The sequence below is a fragment of the Novosphingobium sp. PC22D genome, from assembly GCF_002556635.1.
GTDB lineage: Bacteria > Pseudomonadota > Alphaproteobacteria > Sphingomonadales > Sphingomonadaceae > Novosphingobium.
Genome location: NZ_MWMO01000005.1, coordinates 68,822 through 93,493 on the forward strand (window position 1 = coordinate 68,822; position 24,672 = coordinate 93,493).

Genomic DNA, 24,672 nt, shown 5'->3' on the forward strand with positions numbered 1-24,672 from the left:
GGGAACCGGAGGATGCGTCGCCATCAGTCTTCTCCCTCGCCCGGATCGTCGGCGGAGATCAATGCGCCTACGATCCGGCGGAACGCATCGCCGCGCGCCTCGAAATCACGAAACTGGTCGAAGCTGGCGCAGGCGGGCGAGAGCATCACGACATCGCCCGGCTTCGCCGCCGCCATCGCCTCGCGGATCGCTTCGGCCATCATCTCGCTGCGGCGGACCGGCGCATGCGGCGCGAGCAGGTCGGCGAACATCGGGCCGGCATCGCCGATCGTGTAGGCGGCGGCGACGTTGCCGAAATAGGGCTCGCACTCGCCCAGATCGTCGCCCTTGGGCAGGCCGCCGACGATCCAGTGGATGCGCGGCCTCGGATCGGGCGGGAAGGCGGCCAGCGCGGGAGCGGCCGAGGCCGGATTGGTCGCCTTGCTGTCGTTGATGTAGAGCACGCCTTCGTTCTCGGCCACACGCTCCATGCGGTGCGGCAGGCCGACGAAGCTTTCGAGGCCAGCCTCGATCTGCGCGTCGGAAAGCCCGAGTTGCCGCGCGACGGCGATGGCGGCGGCGGCGTTCTGGCGATTGTGCGGCCCTTGCAGCGAGGGCCAGCGCGCCTGATCGCCGGGCAGCTCGACGTCGTCGATGAACTGGATCGGCTGCCCTTCGGGCGAGAAACGCAGCACGTCCACCCCGGCTTCGGCCTCATGATCGACGATCGCGAGCGATGCGGCGGACTGCATCCCGAACAGCCGCGCCTTGGATGCGACATAGGCGTCGAAATCGGCGTAGCGATCGAGGTGGTCGGGCGTCACGTTGAGCAGCACCGCGACTTCGCAGTCGAGCGAGAAAGTGAGGTCGATCTGGTAGCTCGACAGTTCGAGCACGTAGACGCCGCCCTCGGGCAGCGGATCGGCGGCGAGGATCGGCACGCCGATGTTGCCGCCCACGCGCACGGGGACCCCCGCCTGCGCGAACAGATGCCGGACAAGCATCGTCGTGGTCGACTTGCCGTTGGTCCCGGTTATCCCGACGACGCGATGCGCCGGCAGGACGGCGCGCGCGCGCGCGAACAATTCGATGTCGCCGATCACCGGAACATCGGCCGCGGCGGCGGCCTCGGCGATCGGATGACGGTTGAGCGGAATGCCCGGGGACACGACCACCGCCTCGTACCCCTCGAGCACCGCCGTTACCGGGTCGGCGAGTTCCACTCGCCCTTCGAAGGCCTGCCTCGGCTCCTCGCGGCTGTCCCAGGCCATGACCTGCGCGCCGCTCGCGAGCAGCGATTCGACCGCCGCCGCGCCCGAACGGGCAAGGCCGAGGACGGCGAAGCGCTTGCCTGCAAAGTCGGGCGAGGTGATCATCGCGGCCGGCCTACCTCAGCTTCAGGGTCGAAAGGCCGATCACCGCGAGCACGATCGAGATGATCCAGAAGCGGATCACGACGGTCGATTCGGCCCAGCCGAGCTGCTCGAAGTGATGATGGATCGGCGCCATGCGGAACACGCGCTTTCCGGTACGCTTGAAGAAGAAGACCTGGATGATCACCGAGGCCGCCTCGAGCACGAACAGCCCGCCGACGATGGCGAGCACGATCTCGTGGTGCGCCGCCACCGCGATCGCGCCGAGCGCGCCGCCGAGCGCAAGGCTGCCGGTATCGCCCATGAAGATCGCCGCAGGGGGCGCGTTGAACCACAGGAAGGCGAGCCCCGCCCCCATGATCCCCGCGCAGAAGATCGCGAGTTCGCCCGCGCCCGGCACGTGCGGAATGCCGAGATAGGTCGCATAGTCGACGCGGCCGGCAAGGTAGGCGATGATGGCGAAGGTCCCCGCCGCGACGATCACCGGAAAGGTCGCGAGCCCGTCGAGCCCGTCGGTGAGGTTCACCGCGTTGCCCGCGCCGACGATCACGAAGGCGGCGAAGACATAGTAGAACGGGCCGAGCGGGATCGCCGCGTTGCTCAGGAACGGCACATAGAGATTGGTGTTGAGCTGGCTCACGATGATCCATGAGGCGACGCCCGCCACCGCGAACTCGAACAGCAGGCGCACTTTGCCCGACACGCCCTTGTGGCTGCTCTTGGTCACCTTGTCGAAATCGTCGAGGAAGCCGATCAGCCCGAAGCCCACGGTCACCGCGATGCAGGCGAGCACGAACGGGTTGGTCGGGTCCATCCACAGCACCATCGAGATGAGCAGCGCGGTCAGGATCATCAGCCCGCCCATCGTCGGCGTGCCGCGCTTGGCGAGGTGGCTCTTGGGCCCGTCCTCGCGGATCGGCTGGCCCTTGCCCTGGCGGATGCGAAGCATGTTGATGAAACGCGGGCCGATCACCAGTCCGATCAGCAGCGCCGTCATCAGCGCGCCGCCCGAACGGAACGACCGGTAGCGAAAGAGGTTGGCAAGCCCCTCGTAGTTCAGCCAGTCTGCGAAGAGATAGAGCATCGTTCGAGGGGCGCGGCCCGCCTTCCTATTTGCTGAGCACAGTAACGAGGGAAGCAAGTCCCACCGAGTTCGACCCCTTGACGAGGATCGCATCGCCTCGCCTCAGTCCGAACGCGGACAATTTGTCCACAGCTTCCTCCACTGTCGCGCAATGGGCGAAGGGTATCGGTTTGCCAAGCGAATCCCCGCCCGATTTCCCCAGCTCGCCGACCAGCGCGGCCATTTCGGGCCCGACGAGCACGGCGTAATCGACGCCCGCCTCGCGCATCGGCGCGGCGAGCGCGGCGTGATAGCCCTCGGCGTGCTTGCCCAGTTCCTTCATCGAGCCCAGCACCGCGATGCGGCGGGTCGCGTCGGTACGGCCGAGCTGCGCCAGCGTGGCCCGCATCGAGGCCGGGTTGGCGTTGTAGCTCTCGTCGATCAGCAGGGCGCGACCACCGCCGTTGGCCTCGGGCACGTCGATCTCGATCCGCGCGCCGCGACCGGCGAGCCCCTCCATCTCGGCGAGCGCCACGCCCGCGGCGCCCAGGTCGCCCTTGACCGCGCGCACCGCCGCCATGACCGCGAGCGAGTTGATGATCCAGTGCTCGCCGGGCGCGGCGACGGTGTAGCACAGGCGGCGATCGCCCATGTCGGCCGTGACCAGCGAGCCGCCGCCCAGCGCGGGCACCGAATCGAGCAGGCGCACGTCGGCTTGCTCGGACCGGCCGAACGAGATCACATGCGCCCCGTTGCGCAGCGCCGCCTTGCGCAGGCGCTCGAAATGCGGACTGTCGGCGGGGATCACCGCGGTGCCGCCGCGTCCCAGGCCCTGGAATATCTCGCCCTTGGCCTCGGCGATCGCCTCTTCGGAGCCGAGCATCTCGATGTGCGCGGGCGCGATCGTGGTGATGACCGCGACATGCGGGCGCACCTGCCGGGTCAGCGCGGCGATCTCGCCCGCGTGGTTCATCCCCATCTCGAACACGCCGAAGCGCGCGCGGGCGGGCATCCGCGCCAAGCTGAGCGGCACGCCGGTATGGTTGTTGTAGCTCTTCACAGAGCGGTGCGCGTCGCCGCGGCTGGCGCGGTCGAGCGCGGCGTAGATCGCTTCCTTGACGCCGGTCTTGCCGACCGATCCGGTCACCCCGATGATCGGCGCGCGGCTGCGCGCCCGCGCCGCCGCGCCGAGCCGGACGAGCGCCTCGGTGGTGTCCTTGACCAAGACGTGCGGACCTTCGACCGGCCGGTCGACCACGACCGCCGCCGCGCCCTTGGCGAAGGCCATGTCGACGAAGCGGTGCCCGTCGGTGTTCTCGCCGCTCAAGGCGAAGAACAGGTCGCCCGGCTTCACTTCGCGGCTGTCAAACTCGATGCCGGTCACGACGAACTCGGCGTTGGCCGTTCCCTTGACCGCGCGCGCGATCGAGACCGCGTCCCACAGGACATGCGAGTTGTCTTCGCAGTCCTGCATCGGCCAGTCGAGGATTCGCGTCACTGCATTCATAGTGTCAGGTCCTTCCCACGGTGCCAGCGACTTGCCTGGCCACAGCTACGTCGTCGAAGGGCAGCACGCGCATGCCGGCGCCGCTGCCGATGATCTGCCCTTGTTCGTGCCCCTTGCCCGCAATCAGCACGATGTCCCCCGCCGCCGCCTCGGCGACCGCCGCTGCGATCGCTTCGCGCCGATCCCCGATCTCCAGGGCCTGCGGACAACCCTCGCGTACCATTGCCCGGATGCCCGCCGCATCCTCGCCGCGAGGGTTATCGTCAGTCACGATCACGACTTCGGCCCCTTCGGCCGCGATTTTGCCCATTTCCGCACGCTTGCCGGTGTCGCGATCGCCGCCCGCTCCAAACACGACGATCAGCCGCCCGCTCGCGTGCGGGCGCAGCGCGTCGATCGCCGCCTTGAGCGCGTCGGGCGTGTGCGCGTAGTCGACGTAGATCGGCGCCCCGCTCGCGGAGAGGCCAGCGCGCTCGAGCCGCCCGCGCACGGTCTGGAGCCGCTTGACCGCATCGAAGGTCCGGTCCGGCTCGCCCCCGGTCGCGAGCACGAGCCCTGCCGCGACCAGCACGTTGGCCGCCTGATAGGCGCCAATCAGCGGCAGTTCGATACGGCGCCCCCGTCCGGCATATTCGATCTCGAGCGTCTGGCCGAGCAGCCCCGGCGCGCGCGAGACGAGACGGATTCCCTCGCCCTTCTCGCCGACGGTGAAGGGCTCGAGCCCGCGCCGCCGGGCATGCTCGACGGCGCGCGGCGACCAGGCATCGTCGGCCCAGATCACCGCGGTCCCGCCGTCCGAGACGACTTCGTCGAACAGCCGCATCTTGGCCGCGAAGTAGTCTTCCATGTCGGCGTGGTAATCGAGGTGATCGCGGCTGAGATTGGTGAAGGCGCCCGCCGCGACCGCGGGTCCCTCATTGCGGAACTGCGAAAGACCGTGGCTCGAGGCCTCATAGGCGACGTGCGTCACGCCTTCACGCGCAAGGCCCGTCAGGTTCGAGAGGAAGGTCACGATGTCGGGCGTGGTGAGGCCGGTCGAGACGCTCTCGTCGCTGGTGGTGACGCCCAGCGTGCCGATCGAGGCCGCGCGCAGCCCGGCCATGCGCCAGAGCTGGCGCGTCAGTTCGACGGTCGAGGTCTTGCCGTTGGTCCCCGTCACCGCGACAAGCGTGTGCGGTACGGGCGTGAAGAACTGTCCCGCCAGCCGGGCGAACAGGCGTCGCGGCTCGGCAGCGGCGAAGTGCACGGCGCCTTCCACCCTGGCTTCGGGCCGCGCGACGATAGCGACCGCGCCCGCCTCGATCGCGGCGGGAATGAAGTCCTCGCCGTTGAAGCGCGCGCCGACGAAGGCGCCGAACACGGTGCCCGGCGCGACCTTGCGGTGATCGATCGCGAAACCGGTGACCTGCGCGTCGCCGCCCGTCGCCAGCGCCACTTTGGCCGATCGTGCGAGCGCCCCCAGCTTCATCAGTGCGCCTCGCCGGGAATGAGCGGCTTGAGGTCCGAGATGTCGATGTCGCGCGTCTCGTCGGGCATGATGCCGAGCAGCGGACCGATCCGGGGCACCACCCGGCCGACCGCGGGCGCCGCGTTCCACGCCGCCGTGCGCTGGTACGAGGTGGCGGGCGTGCCCTTGGGCTCGTCCATCATGGCGATGACGACAAAGCGGGGACTGTCCATCGGGAAGGCCGCAGCAAAGGTGGAGACGAGAGTCGAGTGGCGGTAGCCGCCTGCCCCCGGCTTTTCCGCGCTTCCGGTCTTGCCGCCGATGCGGAAGCCCGGTGCGTCGGCCTTGCGGCCCGTGCCGTAGGCGACGATCATGCGCAGGAGCTGACGGATGCGCGCGCTGGTCGAGGCCTTGAACACGCGCCGTCCCTTGGGAACCTCGTTCGGAGCGAGTTTCTTCAGGGTCGCCGGGCGCCAGATGCCGCCGTTGACGAGCGCCGCGTAAGCCGAGGCGAGATGCAGCGGCGTTACCGCGATGCCGTGGCCATAGGAGACCGTCATCGTGCGCAGCCGTGGCCACTTGCCCGAGGGCCAGATCGGGAAACCCTTGGCGGGCAGCTCGATATAGGGACGCTCGTTCATGCCGAGCGCTTCCATCGTCTGCTTCATCCGCACCCCGCCGAGTTCGTCGGCGATCTGCGCGGTGACCACGTTCGAGGAGTGGATCAGCGTCTCGGGCACGTTGAGCGTCGCGCCCATCGCGTGGAGGTCGCGGATGGTGAAACCGGCGACGTGGAACGGCTTGGCGGGATAGCGCCGCCCGAGATCGGTGATCGTACCGGCATCGAGCGCGGCGGCGACGGTGATCGGCTTGAAGGTCGAGCCCAGCTCGTAGACCTGGTTGGTCACGCGATTGAAGCCCTTGGGCACCTCGCCCTGGTCTGCGAGTGCCTGCGAGACCGCCATGTCGCCCGCGCGCACGCGGTTCGGATCGAAGGCCGGCAGTGAGGCGAGCGCGAGGATCTCTCCGGTCTCGACGTCGAGAACGATGCCCGCCGCGCCCTTGGCCTGCGATTCGACCATGGCGCGGCCCAGCTCGTCCTCGAGCGCGCCCTGGACCCGGAAGTCGATCGACAGCGCCGACGGGTGCGTGCGCCCTTCACGCGAGATCAGCCGGTCCTGGAAGACCTGCTCCATGCCGATCTTGCCCTCGCCGTGCGAATCGACATAGCCGAGCACGTGCGCCGCCATCGACCCCTGCGGGTAGAACCGCTCGACCTCGCGCGGGTGCTCCAGCGCCGGCTCGCCTAGCGCCTCGACCTTGTTCACCTGCTCGGGCAGCACCGACTTGCGCAAGTAGCCCTTCTTGCCCGAGGCCAGCCGCCGCGCGGTCTTGTTCACGTCCAAATCGGGGAAGATGCCGTGCAGTTCCTCGGCGATCTTGCGCGGGTCGCCGACCAGCGGCGTGCCGCCGCCTTTCAACGCGTCGGGATTGTACCACAGGGAATAGGTGCGAAAGTCGCGCGCCAGCGGCACGCCGTTGCGATCGACGATCATGCCGCGATCCGGCACCAGACTGTCGTAGAGGCCGCGTTCGGTCCGGTCGATTCCCGAAACGCCGAGATAGAGGATGCGCATCAGCGCGCAGGCCCCGACCAGCGCGAAGCCGGCGAGAACCCACAGCGCGCGCCACTTCGCCATCAGCAGCGAGCGCTGCTTTACGCCCGCCAGCTTGTGGCGGCCCGTGGTCACCGTCGTCGAGATGGCGACGCTGCTCATTGCTCGCTGGGCGCTCCCGCGAGTTCGACACGAGCGAGCCGCTCACCCAGCCGCGCCGCATCCTTGCGCAGCGTCTCCGCTTCGCCGCTGTGGGCCGCTTCCTCGCCCGCGCCCGACTTTTCGATCTTGCCGCCGACCGGCGACATCATCGCCACGACCGTGCCGCTGCCCTCGTCCTGGCGGATCGCCTTGGCCATCAGGATCGGCTGCGGCGCATCGGGCGCGCGCGGCACGCCAAGCGAGGCAAGCTGGCGCTCGCCCTCGATGTACTGATCCGCCCGCGGCGCGCTGTAACCGAATTCGAGATCGTTGATCGTCTTGAGCTGATGCTGGTTCGAGCGCGTCTGGAACTCGACTTCGAGCATGTCGATGTCGCGGCGCAGGCCGACGACCTTCTGCTCGCTCCGGTACACCTCGCTCTTCACCGCGTTGACGTGGAGCCCGAGGCCGAGCGTCATGGCCCCGCAGATCGCGAGCACCGACACCCAGCCGATAGAATGCAGGCGGTCTCTGGTCAGGTTCATGCGGCAATCCTTTCGCGGGCGGGGGCTTGGGTGCGCACGGCGCTGCGCAAGGTGGCGGAACGGGAACGGGGGTTGGCGGCGAGTTCGGCTTCTCCCGGGCGAATGGCTTTCGAGACCTGCTCGAAGGTCGGCGCAGGACCGCCGACGGCTTCGGGCAGATGCCGCGAGGTGGCGGCGTTCGCGCCGCTGGCCTCGCGCAGGAAGCGCTTGACGATCCGGTCTTCCAGGCTGTGAAAGCTCACCACCGCGAGCCGACCGCCCGCGGGCAGCAGCGCCTCGGCGGCAGCGAGCCCGGCTTCGAGTTCACCGAGTTCGTCGTTCACCGCGATGCGCAGCGCCTGGAAGGTCCGCGTCGCGGGGTCCTTCGGCGCGCCGGGGCGATGCCCCAGCGTCTTGCGGACGAGATCGGCCAACTGGCCGGTGGTCGAAAGAGGACGGGCAGCCACGAGCGCACGGGCCAGGCGCCGTGACTGCCTCTCCTCGCCGTAGCGGAACAGCACGTCGGCTATCTCCGCTTCGGCGGCGGTATTCACGAAATCTGCCGCGCTGGGGCCGTCCTGCCCCATGCGCATGTCGAGCGGACCGTCGGCCGAGAACGCGAAGCCGCGCTCGGCCTGGTCGAGCTGCATCGAGGACACGCCGATGTCCATGGCGATGCCATCGACCCGCTCGACGCCGGCCTCGGCGATCGCCTCGCGCATCTCGGAATAGCAGCGCGCGTGGAGCACCAGGCGCGGCGGCACGGCCTGCGCCTCGGGCCACAGCGCGGCATCGTCACGCACCGCCGCGATCGCGCTGGGGTCGCGGTCGAAGGCGTGAACGGTCGCGCCCGTGTCGAGAAAGCGCCGGGTATAGCCGCCGGCGCCGAAGGTCGCATCGACGATCACGTCGCCCGCCTGCGGCCTGAGCGCGGCGATGACCTCCTCGATCAGGACGGGGATGTGCGGCGCGCTCATTTGCGGCTCGCCTTTGCGCGCTCGCGCTCGGCGTAGTTGCGGCACGCGGTCTTCGCCGCATCCCAGCTCTCGTCCATCTCGTAGAGATGCTCGGGGTTCCAGACGGTGAAGAACTTGCCGCCGCCCAGGAAGAAGAGTTCATCCCCAAGGTCGGCGAGGCTTACGCAGTCCTCGGGCATGACGAAGCGGCCGCTAGTGTCGAACGGGGCCTGGAAGTCGCTGTAGAGTTCGCTCGCGCGCTTGTCCTCGTCGAAGTCGCGACCGAGGCGCAACGCCGCCTCCTTCTCGTCGGCGATCTGCTTTTCGAAGCCTTCGACGCTGTTGAGGCCGTAGCCCTTGAGGCAGGGCCAGCGCTCGTGCTTGTTGAAGCACACCGTCAGTCCCTCGCTCAGTTCCTTGAGGACGCCACGGAACGGGACGGGCAGCACGAAGCGGTTCTTGTCGCGCTGAAGCGAGAAGCCCTGCCCCCTGAAGATCAATGGCTGGCCGGCCATGTCGACCAAAGTCCTCGTGTTTGCCCCTCATCGGACACGACTTCGCCTGTGCCGGCCGCGCGCTCGCGCAGCCGGGTCCGCCACGAGCGAACGGGGCGGCAGGTTCAATCGATCCGATTTCTCTTGGTAATATCGCGGGAATTGTCGGGAGCAAAGGGAAATCTTGGGAAAATTCGCAGAATCCACAGATTCTTATCCGAAAGATAGGAGTTTATGGATGAAGCGAGATCAGCCCTCTTTGGCGGAAATTCGAGGACTCGCGCACAATTGTGCACCGGAACGCCGAAATTGGCGGTCGCTCCCCAAATTTCCCCTGATCAGCGCTTTTCCGGAGTGGCTGCGCCGTTTTGCGCGTGATCGAGCAGCTTTCGCAACGCCGCCGCGCGCGATCGGACATTCCGCGATTCGCCGGTTTCCAGCACCGCCGCATCGGCAAGTGCGACGATTCGGCCCTTTTCGAGGCGGCATTCGGCCACGATCGCCTTGGCCGCGAGCGCGCAGCGCGCGTCGCCGGGGATCAACCGGAAGTGACCCGCGAGATTGACGGGAATTCCCGTCCCGTCCCATCCCGTTTCGTGCTCGCCAGGCAGCGCCGTCTCGTCGAACAGCAGTTCGAGCCCCCAGTGCGCGAGGATCGGCGAGAGCAGCGCGACATCCTGCGGGCGGCGCGGATCGCCCAGGGCGAAGTCCGAATGCGCGGTGAGCAGCGGGTCGACGAACAACAGGAGCCGCCCTCCGCCGCGCACCCAGCGGTCGAGCGCGACGTTCTCGTCGGGCGAGAGCGGTCGCGGCTGCGCCAACACCAGCAGGGCATCGCCGGGCAGGTCGAGCACGCCTTCGCGGTTCGCCAGGGTATCGAGCGGCACGACCTCGCCCCGCTCTTGCAGCACCGCCAGCGCCCAGTGCGCCTCGCGGTCCGTCGCCAGCAGGTCGGCCACGCCGCCTGCCTCGGGCCAGAAGATCGGCAGGCTCGTGTAGAGGCCGACAGTGCCTTCGCCGTGCAGCTTGCGCGGACTGGCCTGCCCGCACCCCGCGCAGGCCGCCGCGAGGCTCAGCGCGGCCAGCAGTGCGCGGACAAGCCGCCTAGAGTTCGGTTTCGGGGTCGAATTCGGCATCGCCGCTAGCCGATTCGCTGGGCGTCGGATCGGCGGCGGGAACCACTCCGATGTCGGCCAGCGGATCGGTCGCCGGCTTCTTGGGCTCGGCATCGACCGCGACGATGTCCTGGATCGGGTCGGGCTCGGCGGACAGCTTCGCCCGCTCCATGATGATGTTGGCAAGGCCCACGATCATCAGCATCGTGCACAGGCCGAACAGACCGACCTGAAGCCGCTGGACCGCCTGCGAGCGCAGATCGCGCGGGGTGGGGGCAGCGGGGCGAGCCGGAGCGCTGAGCGGTCCGATGACGCGAGGCGGGGCGTTTTCTGCCATCGACGGACTGTTTACCTCAGCGCGCCAGCCAAGGGAAGACCGGCAAGTTCTTGGCTTCGAGCCATTCGCGATTGTAGAGCGTCGAAAGATAGCGGAATCCGGTGTCGCACAGGATCGTCGCGATCCGCTTGCCGCCGCCCAGCTTGCGCCCCAGCGCGACCGCGCCCGCGACGTTTATGCCCGACGAGAGGCCAAGGCAGAGCCCTTCCTCCGCGAGCAGCCGGGTAACCCATTCGAGTCCTTCCTCGTCCGAGATGCGGAACTGGTCGTCGATCGGCGCGCCATCGAGATTGGCGGTGATCCGCCCCTGTCCGATGCCCTCGGCGACCGAGTTGCCTTCGGATTTCAGTTCGCCCTCGGCATAGTAGCTGTAGAGCGCGGCGCCGTGTGGATCGGTAAGCGCGATCGTCACGGCATCGTCGAACGCCTTGAGCCCCATGCCAACGCCCGCGATCGTCCCGCCGGTTCCCGCCGCACAAGTGAAACCGTCGATACGCCCCGCCATCTGCGCCCAGATTTCCGGCGCGGTGCTTTCGATATGCGCCTTGCGGTTGGCGACGTTGTCGAACTGGTTGGCCCAGACCGCGCCCTCGGTCTCCTCGGCCATGCGCCGCGAGGTGTGCACGAAGTGGTTGGGATCGGCGAACTTGGTCGGCGGCACGGTGACGAGCTGCGCGCCGAGCGCGCGCAAGGTGTCCATCTTTTCCTTGGACTGGTTGTCGGGCATGACGATCACCGTCTTGTAGCCCAGGGCATTGGCCACGAGCGCGATGCCGATGCCGGTATTGCCCGCCGTGCCCTCGATGATCGTGCCGCCCGGCTTGAGTTCGCCGCGCGCTTCGGCGTCGCGGATGATCCACAAGGCCGCGCGGTCCTTTACCGAGGCACCGGGATTGGCGAACTCGCACTTGCCGAAGATTTCGCAGCCGGCCGCCTCGCTCGGCCCCTTGAGCAGGACGAGCGGGGTATTGCCGATGAGATCGAGCGTGGTCGCGCGGACGGAATCTGTGGTCATGCCGCGTCAGTTAGGAACTGGTGCGTGCGCGCGCAAATGATTTGGGCTTTGGCTCCTGAAAGCCCGACCACGCACGGGCGGATGCCCGGTCTTCCCGCGCGCCTCAGTCTTCCTGCGCGATCGTGACCTTGAGACCTTCAAGCTCAGCGGTGATCGGGATCTGGCACGAGAGGCGCGAATTCTCGTCGCGGTGCTCGGAACTGTCGAGCAGGTCGTTTTCGTCTTCGCTCATTTCGGGAAGCTTGTCCTTGAACGAAGGATCGACGTGCACATGGCAGGTGGCGCATGAGCAGCAGCCGCCGCACAGCGCGAGCAGTTCGTCAAATCCGTTGTCGCGGATCGTTTCCATCAGCGTACGGCCTTCGACGGCCTCGACGCTCGATTCTTCCCCGGACTGATTGATGACGGTGATCTGCGGCATTTCGGCTCCATCCCCTACGATACGGCCTGTATCGATCCTCGGCGCAGGCTGCTAAAGGCTGGCGCCGCCTTTGGCAAGGTGCCGAAGAGCTAGGACAGGTAAGGAATATGGGCCTTAACGCCGAGGCGTTACGCCATGGTCTGGACGAGATCGCCGCGCGCGACAAGCGGATGGCGCGCGCCATCGCCGTGGCCGGTTACCCCGAGCCGCGCATCCGGCCGACGGGGTACGCCACGCTTTTGCGCACGATCGTCGGCCAGCAGGTGAGCGTCGCTGCGGCAGCCTCGGTCTGGACGAAGCTGGAGACGCTGCTCGGCGAGGCGATCCCGCCAGAAGAGCTGCTCGCGGCCGAGTTCGACGCGCTGCGCGCCTGCGGGCTGAGCCGTCAGAAACAGGGCTATGCGCGCTCGTTGTGCGAACTGGTGGTCGCCGGTTCGCTCGATCTCGAAAACCTGCCAGCGGACGACGAGGCGGCGATCGCCGAACTGGTGCGGATCAAGGGGATCGGCCGCTGGTCGGCGGAAATCTACCTGCTCTTCGCCGAGGGCCGTCCGGACATCTGGCCGGCGGGCGACCTCGCGGTTCAGGCGGGCCTGCACAAGATCCTCGGCCTGGGCGAACGCCCCGCCGAAAAGGCGACGCGCGAACTTGCCGAAAGCTGGCGGCCGCATCGCGGCGCGGCGGCGATATTCACCTGGCACTGCTACAACAATCCGGCACTGTAGCGCCCGATCATCCGGTTTCGCGGGCGCCCAGCGCCGCAAGGAGCGCGCGCACTAGGCGATCGATTCGATGAAGCGCGCCATGGCCTCGTCGCGGGCGGACAGGCCCTCGGCGTCGTGCGTGGTCAGCGTGATCTCGACGCGGTTGTAGACGTTGAACCATTCGGGATGGTGGTCGACCTTGTCCGCGTGGAGCGCGACGCGCGTCATGAACCCGAAGGCCTCGTTGAAATCGGCGAACTTGAGCGATCGGCTGATCGCCAGCCCGTCGGCGCGCAGCGTCCATTCGGGCAGTTCGGCGAGAAGCGAATCGATATCGTCCCTGGTGAGGCGGGCGATGGCCATCAAGCAGTCTCCTTGGCAGTCGCGCGGCTTTCGCCTATCGCCGCTCGCCATGCAAGCCAGCGGCCTTACTGCATGGGAATTGTTTTGCCGACGGGGCGACCGCTTCCTGTTCGGATCGCTCGACCTCTGGCTCGATCGAGGCGCCGCAATGCATTTGGTCGGCCCGAACGGCATCGGCAAGAGCAGTCTCATACGCATTCTGGCCGGATTGCTGCGCCCCTCGCCGACCGGCTACGGCAAGGGTTCCGGCACGAGCACAGCCGGATCGGTCCATTGGAACGGCAATGTCGGGCTTCTCGACGGTCACATGGCTCTCGATCCGCAACTGCCCCTGGCAAATGCGCTGGCCTTCTGGTCAAGGATCGATCGGGGCACGCCGCCTTTTGCACGCCTCGGTCTCGACGGCTTGGAGGATGTCCCAGTCCGATTGCTATCAACAGGCCAAAAGAAGCGCGCCGCGTTTGCAAGGCTGCTTGGACAAAACAGCAATCACTGGCTACTCGATGAGCCGCTCAACGGCCTGGACGATGCGGGGGTCTCGCTGGTTGAGGAATTGATAGCGGAAAAGCGGTCTGGCGGAGGAGTGGTCGTCGTGGCATCGCACCAGCCCATCGCTATGCCATCCGCGCAGATCCTCGATCTGAGGAAGCATCCCTACTGATGGCTGTGCTTGGGCCGATTCTGCGACGCGATCTTTCGCGCCTCGTGTTCGGCGCGCGCAAGGGCGGCGCGGCGCTGCCGGTGCTGTTCTTCCTTGCCGTCGCGATGCTCTATCCCTTCGCGGTCGGGCCCGACGCCCCGGTGCTGGCGCGCACGGGCGGCGGCGTGATCTGGGTGGCGGCGCTGCTCGCGGCGATCCTCCCGCTCGACCGGCTGGTCGAGCCCGACATCGAACTCGGGATGTTCGACCAGTGGGCGCTGCGCGGCATATCCGAGGAATGGGTGATCGCGGTGCGCGTGCTGGCGCACTGGCTCAGCTTCGGCCCGCCGCTGATGCTCGCCGCCCTGCCCGCCTCGGCGCTGCTCGGGATCGACGGCGCGGCACTGCGCACGGTCGAACTGGGCCTGCTGGCGGGAACGCCCGGCCTTGCCGCGGTCGGAGTGATGATCGCGGCGATCACCGCCGGCCTGCGCGGCGGCGCGGCGCTGTCGGGCCTGCTCGTGATCCCGCTCGCGGTGCCGCTGCTGATCTTCGGCGCGGGCAGCCTCTCGACCGGCGGCGAGGGCGGCATTGCGCTGACCGGCGCGGTCAGCCTGGTGTTGCTTGCCGTTACGCCCTTCGCGGGCGGCGCGGCGGTTCGCGCAAGCCGCGAGTAGCTTGACCGAAAACGCCGCCTGAAGCACTTTCCCTCGCGTTCTGGGGAGAGAGAGACCCATGGCCAAGCACCGCATCTTCACGATGAGCCTTTCGGGCGTCTATCCGGCCTATGTCGCCAAGGCCGAAAGGAAAGGCCGAACCAAGGCCGAGGTCGACGAGATCATCTGCTGGCTGACAGGCCACGACGCCGCTTCGCTCGAGGCCGAACTGGCGAACAAGACCACGCTCGAGGACTTTTTCGCGCAAGCCCCGGCGATGAATCCTTCGCGCGCCGAGATCAAGGGCGTGGTCTGCGGCGTGCGGGTCGAAGAGGTCGAAGATCCGACGATGCGCGAGATCCGCTACCTCGACAAGCTCGTCGACGAACTCCCAGGGGCAAGGCCATGGACAAGATCTTGCGCGGGTAAGCTGCCTGGAAGCGCTTCACCACGAAGACCGGCGGCTTTCGACGGGCCGCGACAGTCGCTGGCAACGCCTGCCATGGCGAGCCCCCACCCGCTCGTGCGCTCAGTCAAAACCGCCCCCTATTCGTAAGGCGGCTTGTGCAGGCCCTTGGGACTGAGCGTGAAGATCTCGCAGCCGTCTTCGGTGATGCCGATCGAATGCTCGAACTGCGCCGAGAGCGACTTGTCGCGGGTGACCGCCGTCCAGCCGTCCGAAAGCAGCTTCACCGGCGGCTTGCCGAGGTTGATCATCGGTTCGATGGTGAAAAACATGCCGGGCTTCAGCTCGGGGCCCGTTCCCGGCCGCCCCGCGTGGATCACCTCGGGCGCGTCGTGGAACAGGCGGCCGACGCCGTGGCCGCAGAACTCGCGCACGACGCCGTAGCGGTTCTGCTCGGCATAGGCCTGGATCGCGGCGCCGATGTCGCCGAGGCGCGCGCCCGGTTTCGCCTTGTCGATGCCGATCATCAGGCATTCGTGCGTGACGTCGACCAGCCGTCGCGCCTTGAGCGATACGTCGCCGATACAGTACATCCGGCTGGTATCGCCGTGCCAGCCGTCGAGCAGCGGGGTCACGTCGATGTTGACGATGTCGCCGTCCTTCAAGGTCTTTTCGGACGGGATACCGTGGCACACGACATGGTTGATCGAGATGCAGCTCGAGTGCGCATAGCCGCGATAACCGAGCGTCGCGGGCACCGCGCCGCCGTCGAGCGTCAGTTCGCGCACCTTGTCGTCGATCGCCGCGGTCGTGACCCCCGGTTTGACCAGGGGAACGATCTCGTCGAGGATTTCGGCCGCGAGCCGGCCGGCCTTGCGCATGCCCTCGAAAGCCTCGGGCCCGTGAAGCTTGATCGTGCCGTCGCGCAGCACGGTCTCGTCGGCGGTAACAGTCTGGTATTCGGTCATCGCCGCTAGATAGCGCCGATGCGCGCAAATTGCGAGTATCAGCCCCCGGCCGAGAAACTGCCCCGGAATTCCGGCCTTACCGCGCGCAGAACCGCCGGCGTCACCGGGAGCGTCACTTCGTAGCTGCCCTCGGCATAGGGTCCGGCGGAATAGGGCGCGACGAGCACCCCGATCCGGTCGAAGCCGCTGCCGCCGGCCGAGCCGAGAATCACCACGCTTTCCATCGGATCGATGCATTCGGTGAACATGTCTCCGCTCGCCCGGTCGACCGGCTCGCCGCGCTTCTTCGCCCGCTCGCGGTCGAGCGCGTCACAGAACGGTTTCCGGATCGCATCGCGCAGCGCGGCATCGGAAACGAACAGCTCGGTCGGCTCGCGCACCTTCTGCGCCGTCTTGTCCCACAGCAGCGTATCGGAAACGGTCATGCCGTGGGCGCCGCCCGAATAAGTGTAGATCTGCGCCGATAGCGAGAGCCAGTTCGGAAGGTCGGTCACCACCTGCCATTCGGTCCCGCTCGAATGCGGGCGATAGGGATAACCGTCCTTCGTCGCGCTCGCCTTGTCCTCGCGCGCGGCCTCGTCGATTTCCTCACGCTTCTTCTCGAGATCGCCGTCGAGCCATTCGCGCAAGTCGGGATAGCGCGCGGCGGCGGCCGGATAGGAATAGCTGAACTCATAAAGGTCGTTATCGACGCTTTCCTTGCGCCCCTTGGCGGCGGGATCGACCGCCGGCGACGGCGCGCTCGCGGCCTCGTCAGACATAGTGATGGCGGCGGGCGCCGTGGCCTGTTCGGGCGGCGCGTCGCTCGCCTGCGGCGTCACCTCGGACTGCTGGCAGGCACTCGCCAGAAGCATCGCGGACAGGGCCGCAAGCGATCTCGACATGGCATTTTCTCTCGCGCTTCGCATATCGGCGAGGCTAGAGACCGGAACGATGACCGACAAGAACGCATTGATTCAGCCCGATCGCGGACAGAAAGCCGTCGCGATCCACCTCGTCGACAAGGACGGCCTCGAAGCCTTCCTCAAGGCGCGCACCGCAGCGCAGCGCGCCGCGCTCGAAGCCGCGAGATTCGAGGCCGAGGGCTACAGCCACGCGATCATGCCCGACGGCGAAGGCTGGGCGGCGGTGGCCGGCGTCGCCAACACCGCCGAGCTTTCGAGCTGGTGCATGTCCAAACTCGCCGAAGTGCTGCCCGCCGGAACCTACCGCCGCGAGGGCGGCGAGCCCGGCCCGGCGCTGTTCGGCTGGATCACCGGCCAGTACAGGTTCGAGCGCTACAAGACCGAGCCTTCGAGCGAAGGTCCGCGAATCCTGCTCACCAAGGATGCCTCGGCGATCGCCGCCGCCTCCGCCGAGGCCGAAGCCGTCGAACTGGTGCGCGACCTGGTAAACACGCCGGCCGAGGACATGGGCCCCGCCCAGCTCGAAGCCGAGGTCGAGGCCATGGCCAAGGCGTTCAAGGCCGAGGTGCGGGTGACTCGCGGCGACATGCTCGAGCGCGAGTTTCCGATGGTGCACATGGTCGGACGCGCCGCGGGCCGCAGCCACGCGCCGCGCATGATCGAGCTCGAATGGGGCGATCCCGGGCACCCGCGCGTTGCCGTCGTGGGCAAGGGCGTCTGCTTCGATTCGGGCGGTCTCGACATCAAGCCCTCTTCGGGCATGCTCTTGATGAAGAAAGACATGGGCGGCTCCGCGCACGCGATCGCGCTCGCCCGGTTGATCATGGCGAACGCGCTTCCGGTGCGGCTCCACTTGCTCGTGCCCGCCGTCGAGAACGCGGTTTCGGGCAATGCCTTCCGCCCCGGCGACGTGCTGCGCTCGCGCGCGGGAATCTCGGTCGAGATCGGCAACACCGACGCCGAAGGGCGCCTGATCCTCGCCGACGCGCTTGCCCGCGCGGGCGAGAGCGAGCCCGAGCTGATCCTCGATTTCGCCACGCTGACCGGCGCCGCGCGAGTCGCCGTCGGGCCCGATCTGCCCGCGCTCTTCGCCCGCGAGGACGCCACTGCCGAGGCGCTGCTGGCGGCGGGCACCGCGAACGACGATCCGTGCTGGCGCCTGCCGCTCCACGGCGGTTATCGCGACTACCTCAAGTCCGACATCGCCGACATCAACAACTCGCACACCAACGGCTTTGCCGGCGCGAGCGTGGCCGCGCTGTTCCTCGACAAGTTCGTGCCCAAGGACACCGACTGGGCACACTTCGACACGTTCGCCTGGCGGCCGGCGGCGAAGCCCGGCAGGCCCAAGGGCGGCGACGCGCTGGGCCTCAGGGCGAGCTGGCACATGCTGAAACAGCGCTTCGGCTGAGCTTGCGGAATGGAGCATCCAGAGCTAAGCGCGCCGATCTTCCCTATTGGAGCCATGAGTTCGTTGTCCGGCGAGGATTCCTACCTGCGTCCCGATCATTTCGGCGGCATGCTATCATTGAGCGGTCCCAGCCAGTGCGAAGACCGCAGCCGCCTGCCGCTACGCGGCGATCTGGCGCATATCCGGCTGGCCGGGCGCTGCTTCGTGCCGCACTACGCCGTCCCCATGCCGCACCGCGCGCAGGCCGGCGCGGTGCTGATGAGCGCTGATTCGGACACCGCCGAGGTCATCGCCGTTCTCACCGAGGGCGCGGTGTTCCACGTGCTCGATATCTCCGGCGGCTGGGCCTGGGGCCAGTACGGCGAGAATGGGCCGGTCGGCTATGTCGCCCTCTCCGCGCTCGATCCGGTGATGTCGTGAGCGCGCGGGTCTTCATCGACGGCGCCGCCGGGACGACCGGGCTCGAAATCGCCGAGCGGCTGGCGGGCCGCGACGAATTCGAACTCGTCGTGCTCGACGAGGAGGCGCGCAAGGACACCACGGCGCGCGCCGAAGCCATCAACGCCGCCGACTTCGTGATCCTGTGCCTGCCCGACGATGCCGCGCGCGAAGCGGTCTCGCTGATCACCAGCGACACGGTGCGCGTGATCGACGCGAGTTCGGCGCACCGCACCGCGGTCGGCTGGGTCTACGGGCTGCCCGAGGTGACCGGCCGCAAGGCGATCGCCGGGGCCCGCCGCGTGAGCAATCCGGGATGCTATCCGACCGGCTTCATCGCGCTGCTGCAGCCGCTGGTCAGCGCCGGACTGCTGCCTTGCGAATGGCCCTATGTGTGCCACGCGGTCTCGGGCTATTCGGGCGGCGGCAAACAGCTCATCGCGCGCTTCGAGGCCGACGACGACATCGCCTTTCGCGATTACGGCCTCGCGCTCGGCCACAAGCACGTGCCCGAGATGAAGACGCACGTCGGCCTGGCCTACGATCCGGTCTTCGCCCCCGCCGTGGTTCCCGCCCATCGCGGGATGATCGTGGAGGTGCCGCTGGCGCTCGAGGCCATGCCGGTCGCGGCCGCTCCCGAGGTGCTGCGCGAGACGCTCAAGCACGCCTATCTCGGTAGCGAGATCGTGCGCGTGGCCGAGCCCGGTGTCGACGAACTGCTCCTGCGCCGCTCGATGGCGCCGGTCGACACGCTCGAACTGCACGTGTTCGGCGCGAAGGACGGCAAGCAGGCGCGGCTGGTCGCCGTGCTCGACAACCTCGGCAAGGGCGCGAGTGGCGCGGCGGTGCAGAACCTCAACCTCATGGCGGGCCTGCCCGAGACGGCCGGGCTGCGGCTCTGAGGCAACGTCTTCGCCGACAGTCCATCCGCCAAAGAAATTCATACAAACTCGCGAAAAGCTGAACGAAATCTGCAAGAGGCATCCCGCGCTCGTTCAGCTACAAGCGTGTAAACATGAACTCGAAGGTACGGCGTGCGAGAGGCAATCTTGCCGCACTCGCCACCGCCGGACCCACGGAGTTCGAGTCATGAACATCATCAAGAAGGGCATCCTCGCGGCCACGCTCGGCGCCACCGCGCTCGTGACGACGACGCCCGCGATGGCGCGCGACTATCACGACCGGGGCGACAACACCGCGGCCATCGCCATCGGCGCCGGCATCGTCGGCCTTGCGCTCGGCGCGATCATCGCGTCGGATAACAAGCGCGATCGTTACGATGATCGCTATTACGTGCGCGACGGCTGGTACTACAACGACGGCTACTACTACAATCGCCAAGGCCACCGCTACGCGCGCGACGACTGGCAACGGCGCTACAACCGCGATGTGCGCTACGACAGGCGCGACCGCCGCTACGACAACCGCCGTTACGACAACCGCTACGACTACGGCCACAACAACGGCTACTACCAGCGCCGCGGCTATTGAGCCCCGCGCAAGTGACTGGCCGGGCGGCTCTCCTCCCTCGTCCGTCCGGCCGATACCGCCGGCCCTGGCACGGGCCCGGCGTCCTCAGCGCCCTGTTCCGCAGCCACGATCCACGAGGGTTAAGTCGCGGTTCAGGGCGCACCTGCAAGGGTGCCAGGCTGCAACACGCAAGGAATTTCCCGCCGCGATCGCCGGACGGTCGGGACGCAAAGGGAGTTGCCAGATGATTGCACGACTGAAGAAAATCGGCCTCGCCGCCGGTGTCGCGGCGATGGTCGCCGGCACCGCGACCAGCGCGCAGGCCCGGGACCGCTGGGACCATCGCGGTGGTGGCAACGATGCCGCGATCGCGATCGGCGCCGGGCTGGTCGGCCTGGCGATCGGCGCCGCCATCGCCGATCGTGACGACCGCCGCTACTACGACCGCCGTTATTATCCCAGCCGCCGCTACGTTCGGGTGCGGGGCTATCCGGGATACTACTATTACTACGACGGCTATCCCAACCGCTATTATCGCGATCGGTACTACAGCCGCTATTACCAGCCCTACTACCGGGACCGATATCGGAGCCGTTGGGATCGCGGATACGGCCGGGTCGACCGCATGTATCGCGGCGACCGCTATGACAGGCGCGACTATCGTCACGATCGGCGGGACTGGCGCCGCTAGAACCGAACCGTGCGGCGGGGCGATGGTGGGGGCGATAGGCTCTCGCCAAGCGGTCCGAGCACCGCTATCTGCCCCGCCAAGATGGACACGCCTGACCTCCGGATCGCCCTGTTTTCAGGGAACTACAACTATGTCAGGGATGGCGCGAATCAGGCGCTGAACCGGCTCGTCGGCTATCTGCTCCGCCAGGGCGCATCGGTGCGGGTCTACTCGCCGACGGTTCGCGAACCGGCCTTCGAGCCGACCGGCGATCTCGTCGGCATCAACGCGGTGCCGATTCCGGGCCGCAAGGAATACCGCTTCCCGCTGGCGCTCTCGCGCAAGGCGCGCAAGGACCTTTCCGGCTTCGCGCCCAACATCGTCCACGTATCTTCGCCCGATCCGGTCGCGCATCAGGCGCTGACCTGGGCCAAGAAGCGCTCCATTCCCGTCCTCGCCTCGGTCCACACCCGCTTCGAGACCTACCTGCGCTATTACAACATGGCCTGGGGCGAGCCGGTTATGGAGGCGTTCCTGCGCCGCTTCTACCGGCGCTGCGATGCGCTCGTCGCGCCGTCGGAATCGATGGCGCAGGTGCTGCGCGAGCAGCGCATGAACTACGATATCTCGATCTGGTCGCGCGGCGTCGACCGCGAGATCTTCAATCCGGCGATGCGCGACACCGCATGGCGCCGCGCGCACGGCATCGCCGACGACGAGATCGCGATCGGCTTTCTCGGGCGGCTGGTGATGGAAAAAGGGCTCGACGTCTTTTCCGACACGATCGACGATCTGCGCCGGCGCGGCATCGCCCACAAGGTGCTGATCATCGGCGAAGGCCCGGCGCGCGAGTGGTTCGAGGCCCGGCTGCCCGACGCGGTCTTCGCCGGCTTCCAGCAAGGACCCGATCTCGGCCGCGCCGTCGCCGCGATGGACGTGCTGTTCAATCCCTCGGTCACGGAGACCTTCGGCAACGTCACGCTCGAGGCGATGGCCTGCGGGCTGCCGGTCGTCGCCGCCGCCGCGACGGGCAGCGAGAGCCTGGTCGACGACCACGGCTCGGGCCGCCTCATCCGCCCCGGCGCGGTCCACCAGTTCGCCGAGGCGCTAAAGGCCTATATCGAGGACCCCGAGCTGCGCGCGCGTCACGGCGCCGCGGGCGAGCGGCGGGCTAGCGACTTCGCGTGGGACCGCATCAACCAGGCCGTCGCCGACACCTACCTGCGCCTGATCCGCCAGCGGCGCTAGAGTCAGGCGGGCTGGCGGGGCCGCTACGTTATCACCCGCAGGGCCCGCATCCGCGCGGTGTAGACGAGCAGCAGCACCGCGACGACCCAGATGACAACCTGCATGGCCGTGTTCGCGCCACCTTCGAGCGAGTCCGGAATATCAATGCTCCACTGGTAGAACGAACTGATCGCGAGTCCGATCAGCGAAACCGTGAAGCCGTGAAAGGCATACCGGCTACGCAGCAGGAGCAGGACCGAGCCCGCCAGCGCGCCCCAGACGCCCAGCGCCCAGGCCGCCGTCACCCATATCGGAAAACTGTCGATAACCTGCATCATCTCCGGGGGGAACTGCGCGAGATATTCCGGATCGCGCAGGTTGGTCATCACGTAGTCATAGCAGCCGTAAGCATTCCACAGCAGGCTGACGCCGCCAACGACCCACAAGTGCCATGGCGATATCCGTCGACCGGGAAGGATCCTTCCACTCACATGCGCCCCCTACTTCGGCTTTCCCGTATCCAACGTTAAGCATGTCGCGGCGGCAGTGCAATCGCGGCGCCGGATCGCTAACTAAGTGTCATGCCAGACTTGTTTGCCGACGATCCGCCGCCCAGCACGACACCCGAGAGCGTCAGGGACGACGCGCCGCTTGCCGATCGGCTGCGCCCGCGCGCGCTCGACGAAGTGGTCGGGCAGGACCATCTCACCGGCCCGGAAGGCGCGATCGGCCGCATGGTCGCGGCGGGGCGGCTGTCCTCGATGATCCTGTGGGGTCCGCCCGGCACCGGCAAGACCAGCATCGCCCGCCTGCTTGCCGCCGCCGTGGGCATGCGCTTCGCTGCGGTGAGCGCGGTCTTCTCGGGCGTCGCCGACCTCAAGAAGGCCTTCGCCGAGGCCGAGACCGCCGCCCGGGCGGGACAGCGCACCTTGCTGTTCGTCGACGAGATCCACCGCTTCAATCGCGCCCAGCAGGACGGCTTCCTGCCTTTCGTCGAACGCGGCACGGTGACACTTGTCGGCGCGACCACCGAGAACCCGAGCTTCGCGCTCAACGCGGCGCTGCTCAGCCGCGCGCAAGTGCTGATCCTGCACCGGCTCGACGCCGCCGCGCTCGCCCGCCTGCTCGAGCGCGGCGAGGCGCTCGAGGGCCCGCTTCCGCTCGACGACGACGCGCGCGCCGCGCTCGTCGCGTCGGCCGACGGGGACGGCCGCTTCCTGCTCAACCAGGCCGAGACGCTCTATGCCGCGAAGCTGGACACGCCGCTGGGGCCCGCCGAACTCGGCGCGTTCCTGCAGCGCCGCGTCGCCGTGTACGACAAGGACCGGGACGGACACTACAACCTGATCTCGGCGCTGCACAAATCGCTGCGCGGCTCGGACCCGCAGGCCGCGCTCTACTATCTCGCGAGGATGATCACCGCGGGCGAGGAACCGCTCTACGTGCTGCGCCGGCTGGTGCGCTTCGCCTCGGAGGATATCGGCCTCGCCGATCCGCAAGCGCTGGTCCAATGCCTCGCCGCCAAGGATTCCTACGAGTTTCTCGGTTCGCCCGAAGGCGAACTCGCGATCGCGCAGGCTTGCCTCTATTGCGCCACCGCGCCCAAATCGAACGCGGCCTATGTCGCGCAGAAGGCCGCGTGGAAGAGCGCCCGCGAGACCGGCTCGCTCGCGCCGCCCGCCAATATCCTCAACGCGCCCACCAAGCTGATGAAGGACATCGGCTATGGCGCCGACTATGCCTACGACCACGATGCCGAGGACGGCTTTTCCGGCGCGGACTACTGGCCCGAGGATATGGCGCCGCAGACCTACTACGACCCGGTCGAGCGCGGCTTCGAGCGCGAGATCAGGAAGCGGCTCGAGTGGTGGGCGAAAAAGCGTAGCGAACGGCGCGGCGAGGCGGATTGAGCGGGCGGTTCAGCCATTTCGTCGCGATCGACTGGTCGGGCGCGCAAGGCGAGCGGCAGAAGGGCATCGCCGTGGCCATGGCGGATGCCCGGGGCGGCGCGCCGGTCCTGCTGGACCGCGCCTGGAGCCGCCCTGCGGTGCTCGCCTTTCTGCGCGAGGATCTGCCCGACGACAGTCTCGTCGGGCTCGACCTCGGCATCTCGCTGCCTTTCGTCGATGCCGGAGGTTTTTTCCCCGACTGGCCGGACGATCCGCCCGACGCCCGCGCGCTCTGGGCCCTGGTCGATGCGATCTGCGCCGACGACCCGCACTTGTCGGCGGGCAGCTTCGTCGACCATCCCGAGCTGGCGCGGTATTTCCGCCGCCATGGCGGCCGCGAGGGGGAGCGCTTCCATCTGCCCGGCGCGCCGCACCGCCGCGGCCGCTTCCGCGTCACCGAAGCCGCGCAGGAGCGGCTAGGCTGCAAGCCCTACTCCAACTTCAACCTCGTCGGCGCCGCGCAGGTCGGCAAATCGAGCCTGACCGGCATGCGCGTGCTGCACCGGCTGGAAGGCGCGATCCCGGTGTGGCCGATCGACGGCCTCGCCCTGCCCCGGCACGGCTCGGTGATCGTCGAGATCTACACCGCGATCGCCTCGGTCGAGGCGCGGCGGCGCGCCGGCCGATCCAAGATCCGCGACGCCGCCGATCTCGACGCCGCGCTGGGCGCGCTCGGCTCGGCCGCCAGCGGCCTTGCCGGGCCGCTCGACGATCATGCCAGCGACGCGATCCTGACGGCGGCCTGGCTGCGGCTGCGCGCCGACGACCCGGCCTTGTGGCACCCGCGCGAACTGACCGAGCCGATCGCGCGCACCGAGGGGTGGACCTTCGGCGCCCCGTGACGCACAACGGGCTCACCACGGGGCCCGGTCTTCCT

The 24,672-nt window shown here is 68.0% G+C and carries 28 protein-coding genes; 12 read left to right on the forward strand and 16 right to left on the reverse strand.

The features are described 5' to 3' along the window. Positions 1-23: 23 nt before the first annotated feature. The 12 genes from murD to B2G71_RS10085 all read right to left on the reverse strand — a co-directional run bounded on the left by murD (position 24) and on the right by B2G71_RS10085 (position 11,988). Positions 24-1,355, reverse strand: coding sequence for a UDP-N-acetylmuramoyl-L-alanine--D-glutamate ligase (gene murD, locus B2G71_RS10030; RefSeq protein WP_098105635.1), 1,332 nt, complete (start codon positions 1,353-1,355; stop codon positions 24-26). A gap of 10 nt (positions 1,356-1,365) precedes the next feature. Then, the gene (mraY, locus tag B2G71_RS10035) at positions 1,366-2,436 is read right to left on the reverse strand and encodes a phospho-N-acetylmuramoyl-pentapeptide-transferase (protein ID WP_098105636.1); all 1,071 of its coding nucleotides are present in this window, start codon (positions 2,434-2,436) and stop codon (positions 1,366-1,368) included. 25 nt (positions 2,437-2,461) lie between these two features. Then, positions 2,462-3,922, reverse strand: a complete 1,461-nt coding sequence (murF, locus tag B2G71_RS10040; protein WP_098105637.1) for a UDP-N-acetylmuramoyl-tripeptide--D-alanyl-D-alanine ligase — start codon at positions 3,920-3,922, stop codon at positions 2,462-2,464. A 4-nt stretch (positions 3,923-3,926) separates the two neighbouring features. Beyond that, positions 3,927-5,390, reverse strand: coding sequence for a UDP-N-acetylmuramoyl-L-alanyl-D-glutamate--2,6-diaminopimelate ligase (locus B2G71_RS10045; protein WP_098105638.1), 1,464 nt, complete (start codon positions 5,388-5,390; stop codon positions 3,927-3,929). Next, positions 5,390-7,147 carry a penicillin-binding protein 2 gene (locus B2G71_RS10050; protein WP_098105639.1) on the reverse strand — a complete coding sequence of 586 codons (1,758 nt, stop codon included), beginning with the start codon at positions 7,145-7,147 and terminating at the stop codon, positions 5,390-5,392. Before B2G71_RS10050 ends, B2G71_RS10045 begins: the two co-directional genes overlap by 1 nt. Beyond that, positions 7,144-7,671 carry a hypothetical protein gene (locus B2G71_RS10055; protein WP_098105640.1) on the reverse strand — a complete coding sequence of 176 codons (528 nt, stop codon included), beginning with the start codon at positions 7,669-7,671 and terminating at the stop codon, positions 7,144-7,146. Before B2G71_RS10055 ends, B2G71_RS10050 begins: the two co-directional genes overlap by 4 nt. After that, positions 7,668-8,627 carry a 16S rRNA (cytosine(1402)-N(4))-methyltransferase RsmH gene (gene rsmH / locus B2G71_RS10060; protein WP_098105641.1) on the reverse strand — a complete coding sequence of 320 codons (960 nt, stop codon included), beginning with the start codon at positions 8,625-8,627 and terminating at the stop codon, positions 7,668-7,670. Before rsmH ends, B2G71_RS10055 begins: the two co-directional genes overlap by 4 nt. Then, positions 8,624-9,121, reverse strand: coding sequence for a division/cell wall cluster transcriptional repressor MraZ (locus B2G71_RS10065; protein WP_098105642.1), 498 nt, complete (start codon positions 9,119-9,121; stop codon positions 8,624-8,626). Before B2G71_RS10065 ends, rsmH begins: the two co-directional genes overlap by 4 nt. Positions 9,122-9,438: 317 nt before the next feature. Beyond that, positions 9,439-10,236, reverse strand: coding sequence for a GldG family protein (locus B2G71_RS10070; protein WP_240530093.1), 798 nt, complete (start codon positions 10,234-10,236; stop codon positions 9,439-9,441). Continuing rightward, complete coding sequence (locus tag B2G71_RS10075) at positions 10,205-10,552, reverse strand: hypothetical protein (protein ID WP_098105643.1); 348 nt, start codon at positions 10,550-10,552, stop codon at positions 10,205-10,207. The genes B2G71_RS10070 and B2G71_RS10075 overlap by 32 nt, the downstream gene beginning before the upstream one ends. Before the next feature lie 16 nt (positions 10,553-10,568). Further along, complete coding sequence (locus B2G71_RS10080; RefSeq protein ID WP_098105644.1) at positions 10,569-11,567, reverse strand: cysteine synthase A; 999 nt, start codon at positions 11,565-11,567, stop codon at positions 10,569-10,571. Between the two features lie 103 nt (positions 11,568-11,670). Beyond that, positions 11,671-11,988: a 2Fe-2S iron-sulfur cluster-binding protein gene (locus tag B2G71_RS10085; RefSeq protein ID WP_098105645.1), complete on the reverse strand. Its 318-nt coding sequence runs from the start codon at positions 11,986-11,988 to the stop codon at positions 11,671-11,673. A gap of 107 nt (positions 11,989-12,095) precedes the next feature. Here B2G71_RS10085 and B2G71_RS10090 point away from each other — a divergent pair, with 107 nt between their 5' ends. Further along, complete coding sequence (locus B2G71_RS10090) at positions 12,096-12,713, forward strand: DNA-3-methyladenine glycosylase (protein ID WP_098105646.1); 618 nt, start codon at positions 12,096-12,098, stop codon at positions 12,711-12,713. A 51-nt stretch (positions 12,714-12,764) separates the two neighbouring features. Here B2G71_RS10090 and B2G71_RS10095 read toward each other — a convergent pair whose 3' ends face one another. Next, positions 12,765-13,055, reverse strand: coding sequence for a 4a-hydroxytetrahydrobiopterin dehydratase (locus B2G71_RS10095; RefSeq protein WP_098105647.1), 291 nt, complete (start codon positions 13,053-13,055; stop codon positions 12,765-12,767). Here B2G71_RS10095 and ccmA point away from each other — a divergent pair. From ccmA to B2G71_RS10110, 3 genes are read left to right on the forward strand one after another with little or no spacing between them, the layout of a single operon-like run. Beyond that, on the forward strand, positions 13,048-13,716 hold the full coding sequence (gene ccmA / locus B2G71_RS10100; RefSeq protein WP_346426935.1) for a heme ABC exporter ATP-binding protein CcmA: 669 nt from the start codon (positions 13,048-13,050) through the stop codon (positions 13,714-13,716). The two genes, B2G71_RS10095 and ccmA, sit on opposite strands and share 8 nt — an antisense overlap. After that, on the forward strand, positions 13,716-14,372 hold the full coding sequence (locus B2G71_RS10105) for a heme exporter protein CcmB (RefSeq protein WP_098105648.1): 657 nt from the start codon (positions 13,716-13,718) through the stop codon (positions 14,370-14,372). Before ccmA ends, B2G71_RS10105 begins: the two co-directional genes overlap by 1 nt. 58 nt (positions 14,373-14,430) lie before the next feature. Further along, positions 14,431-14,907: a DUF2200 family protein gene (locus B2G71_RS10110; protein WP_168176325.1), complete on the forward strand. Its 477-nt coding sequence runs from the start codon at positions 14,431-14,433 to the stop codon at positions 14,905-14,907. Here the strand turns inward: B2G71_RS10110 and map are convergent. Together map and B2G71_RS10120 are read right to left on the reverse strand one after the other, a co-directional pair. Next, entirely contained in the window at positions 14,898-15,725 is an 828-nt protein-coding gene (gene map, locus B2G71_RS10115; RefSeq protein WP_098105649.1) for a type I methionyl aminopeptidase, read from the reverse strand. The genes B2G71_RS10110 and map overlap by 10 nt on opposite strands. Before the next feature lie 38 nt (positions 15,726-15,763). Continuing rightward, positions 15,764-16,609, reverse strand: a complete 846-nt coding sequence (locus B2G71_RS10120) for a DUF4163 domain-containing protein (RefSeq protein WP_240530094.1) — start codon at positions 16,607-16,609, stop codon at positions 15,764-15,766. 49 nt (positions 16,610-16,658) lie between these two features. On the opposite strand from B2G71_RS10120, the gene B2G71_RS10125 reads away from it, so the two are divergent. The 6 genes from B2G71_RS10125 to B2G71_RS10150 all read left to right on the forward strand — a co-directional run bounded on the left by B2G71_RS10125 (position 16,659) and on the right by B2G71_RS10150 (position 21,867). Beyond that, complete coding sequence (locus B2G71_RS10125) at positions 16,659-18,041, forward strand: leucyl aminopeptidase family protein (RefSeq protein ID WP_098105812.1); 1,383 nt, start codon at positions 16,659-16,661, stop codon at positions 18,039-18,041. 54 nt (positions 18,042-18,095) lie between these two features. Then, on the forward strand, positions 18,096-18,461 hold the full coding sequence (locus B2G71_RS10130) for an SH3 domain-containing protein (protein WP_240530095.1): 366 nt from the start codon (positions 18,096-18,098) through the stop codon (positions 18,459-18,461). Further along, positions 18,458-19,381, forward strand: a complete 924-nt coding sequence (argC, locus tag B2G71_RS10135) for an N-acetyl-gamma-glutamyl-phosphate reductase (protein WP_098105650.1) — start codon at positions 18,458-18,460, stop codon at positions 19,379-19,381. The genes B2G71_RS10130 and argC overlap by 4 nt, the downstream gene beginning before the upstream one ends. Positions 19,382-19,568: 187 nt before the next feature. Further along, on the forward strand, positions 19,569-19,970 hold the full coding sequence (locus B2G71_RS24075) for a hypothetical protein (RefSeq protein WP_168176326.1): 402 nt from the start codon (positions 19,569-19,571) through the stop codon (positions 19,968-19,970). A gap of 223 nt (positions 19,971-20,193) precedes the next feature. Continuing rightward, a complete protein-coding gene (locus tag B2G71_RS10145; protein WP_098105814.1) occupies positions 20,194-20,640 on the forward strand; it encodes a hypothetical protein in 447 nt (148 codons plus the stop codon). 81 nt (positions 20,641-20,721) lie between these two features. Beyond that, the gene (locus B2G71_RS10150; protein WP_098105651.1) at positions 20,722-21,867 is read left to right on the forward strand and encodes a glycosyltransferase family 1 protein; all 1,146 of its coding nucleotides are present in this window, start codon (positions 20,722-20,724) and stop codon (positions 21,865-21,867) included. A gap of 23 nt (positions 21,868-21,890) precedes the next feature. On the opposite strand, the gene B2G71_RS10155 is transcribed toward B2G71_RS10150, so the two are convergent. Then, positions 21,891-22,337, reverse strand: a complete 447-nt coding sequence (locus tag B2G71_RS10155; protein ID WP_240530096.1) for a hypothetical protein — start codon at positions 22,335-22,337, stop codon at positions 21,891-21,893. 90 nt (positions 22,338-22,427) lie between these two features. On the opposite strand from B2G71_RS10155, the gene B2G71_RS10160 reads away from it, so the two are divergent. Both B2G71_RS10160 and B2G71_RS10165 read left to right on the forward strand, forming a co-directional pair. Next, positions 22,428-23,756, forward strand: coding sequence for a replication-associated recombination protein A (locus B2G71_RS10160; protein WP_098105652.1), 1,329 nt, complete (start codon positions 22,428-22,430; stop codon positions 23,754-23,756). Further along, entirely contained in the window at positions 23,753-24,637 is an 885-nt protein-coding gene (locus tag B2G71_RS10165) for a hypothetical protein (RefSeq protein ID WP_098105653.1), read from the forward strand. Before B2G71_RS10160 ends, B2G71_RS10165 begins: the two co-directional genes overlap by 4 nt. Positions 24,638-24,672 lie beyond the last annotated feature (35 nt).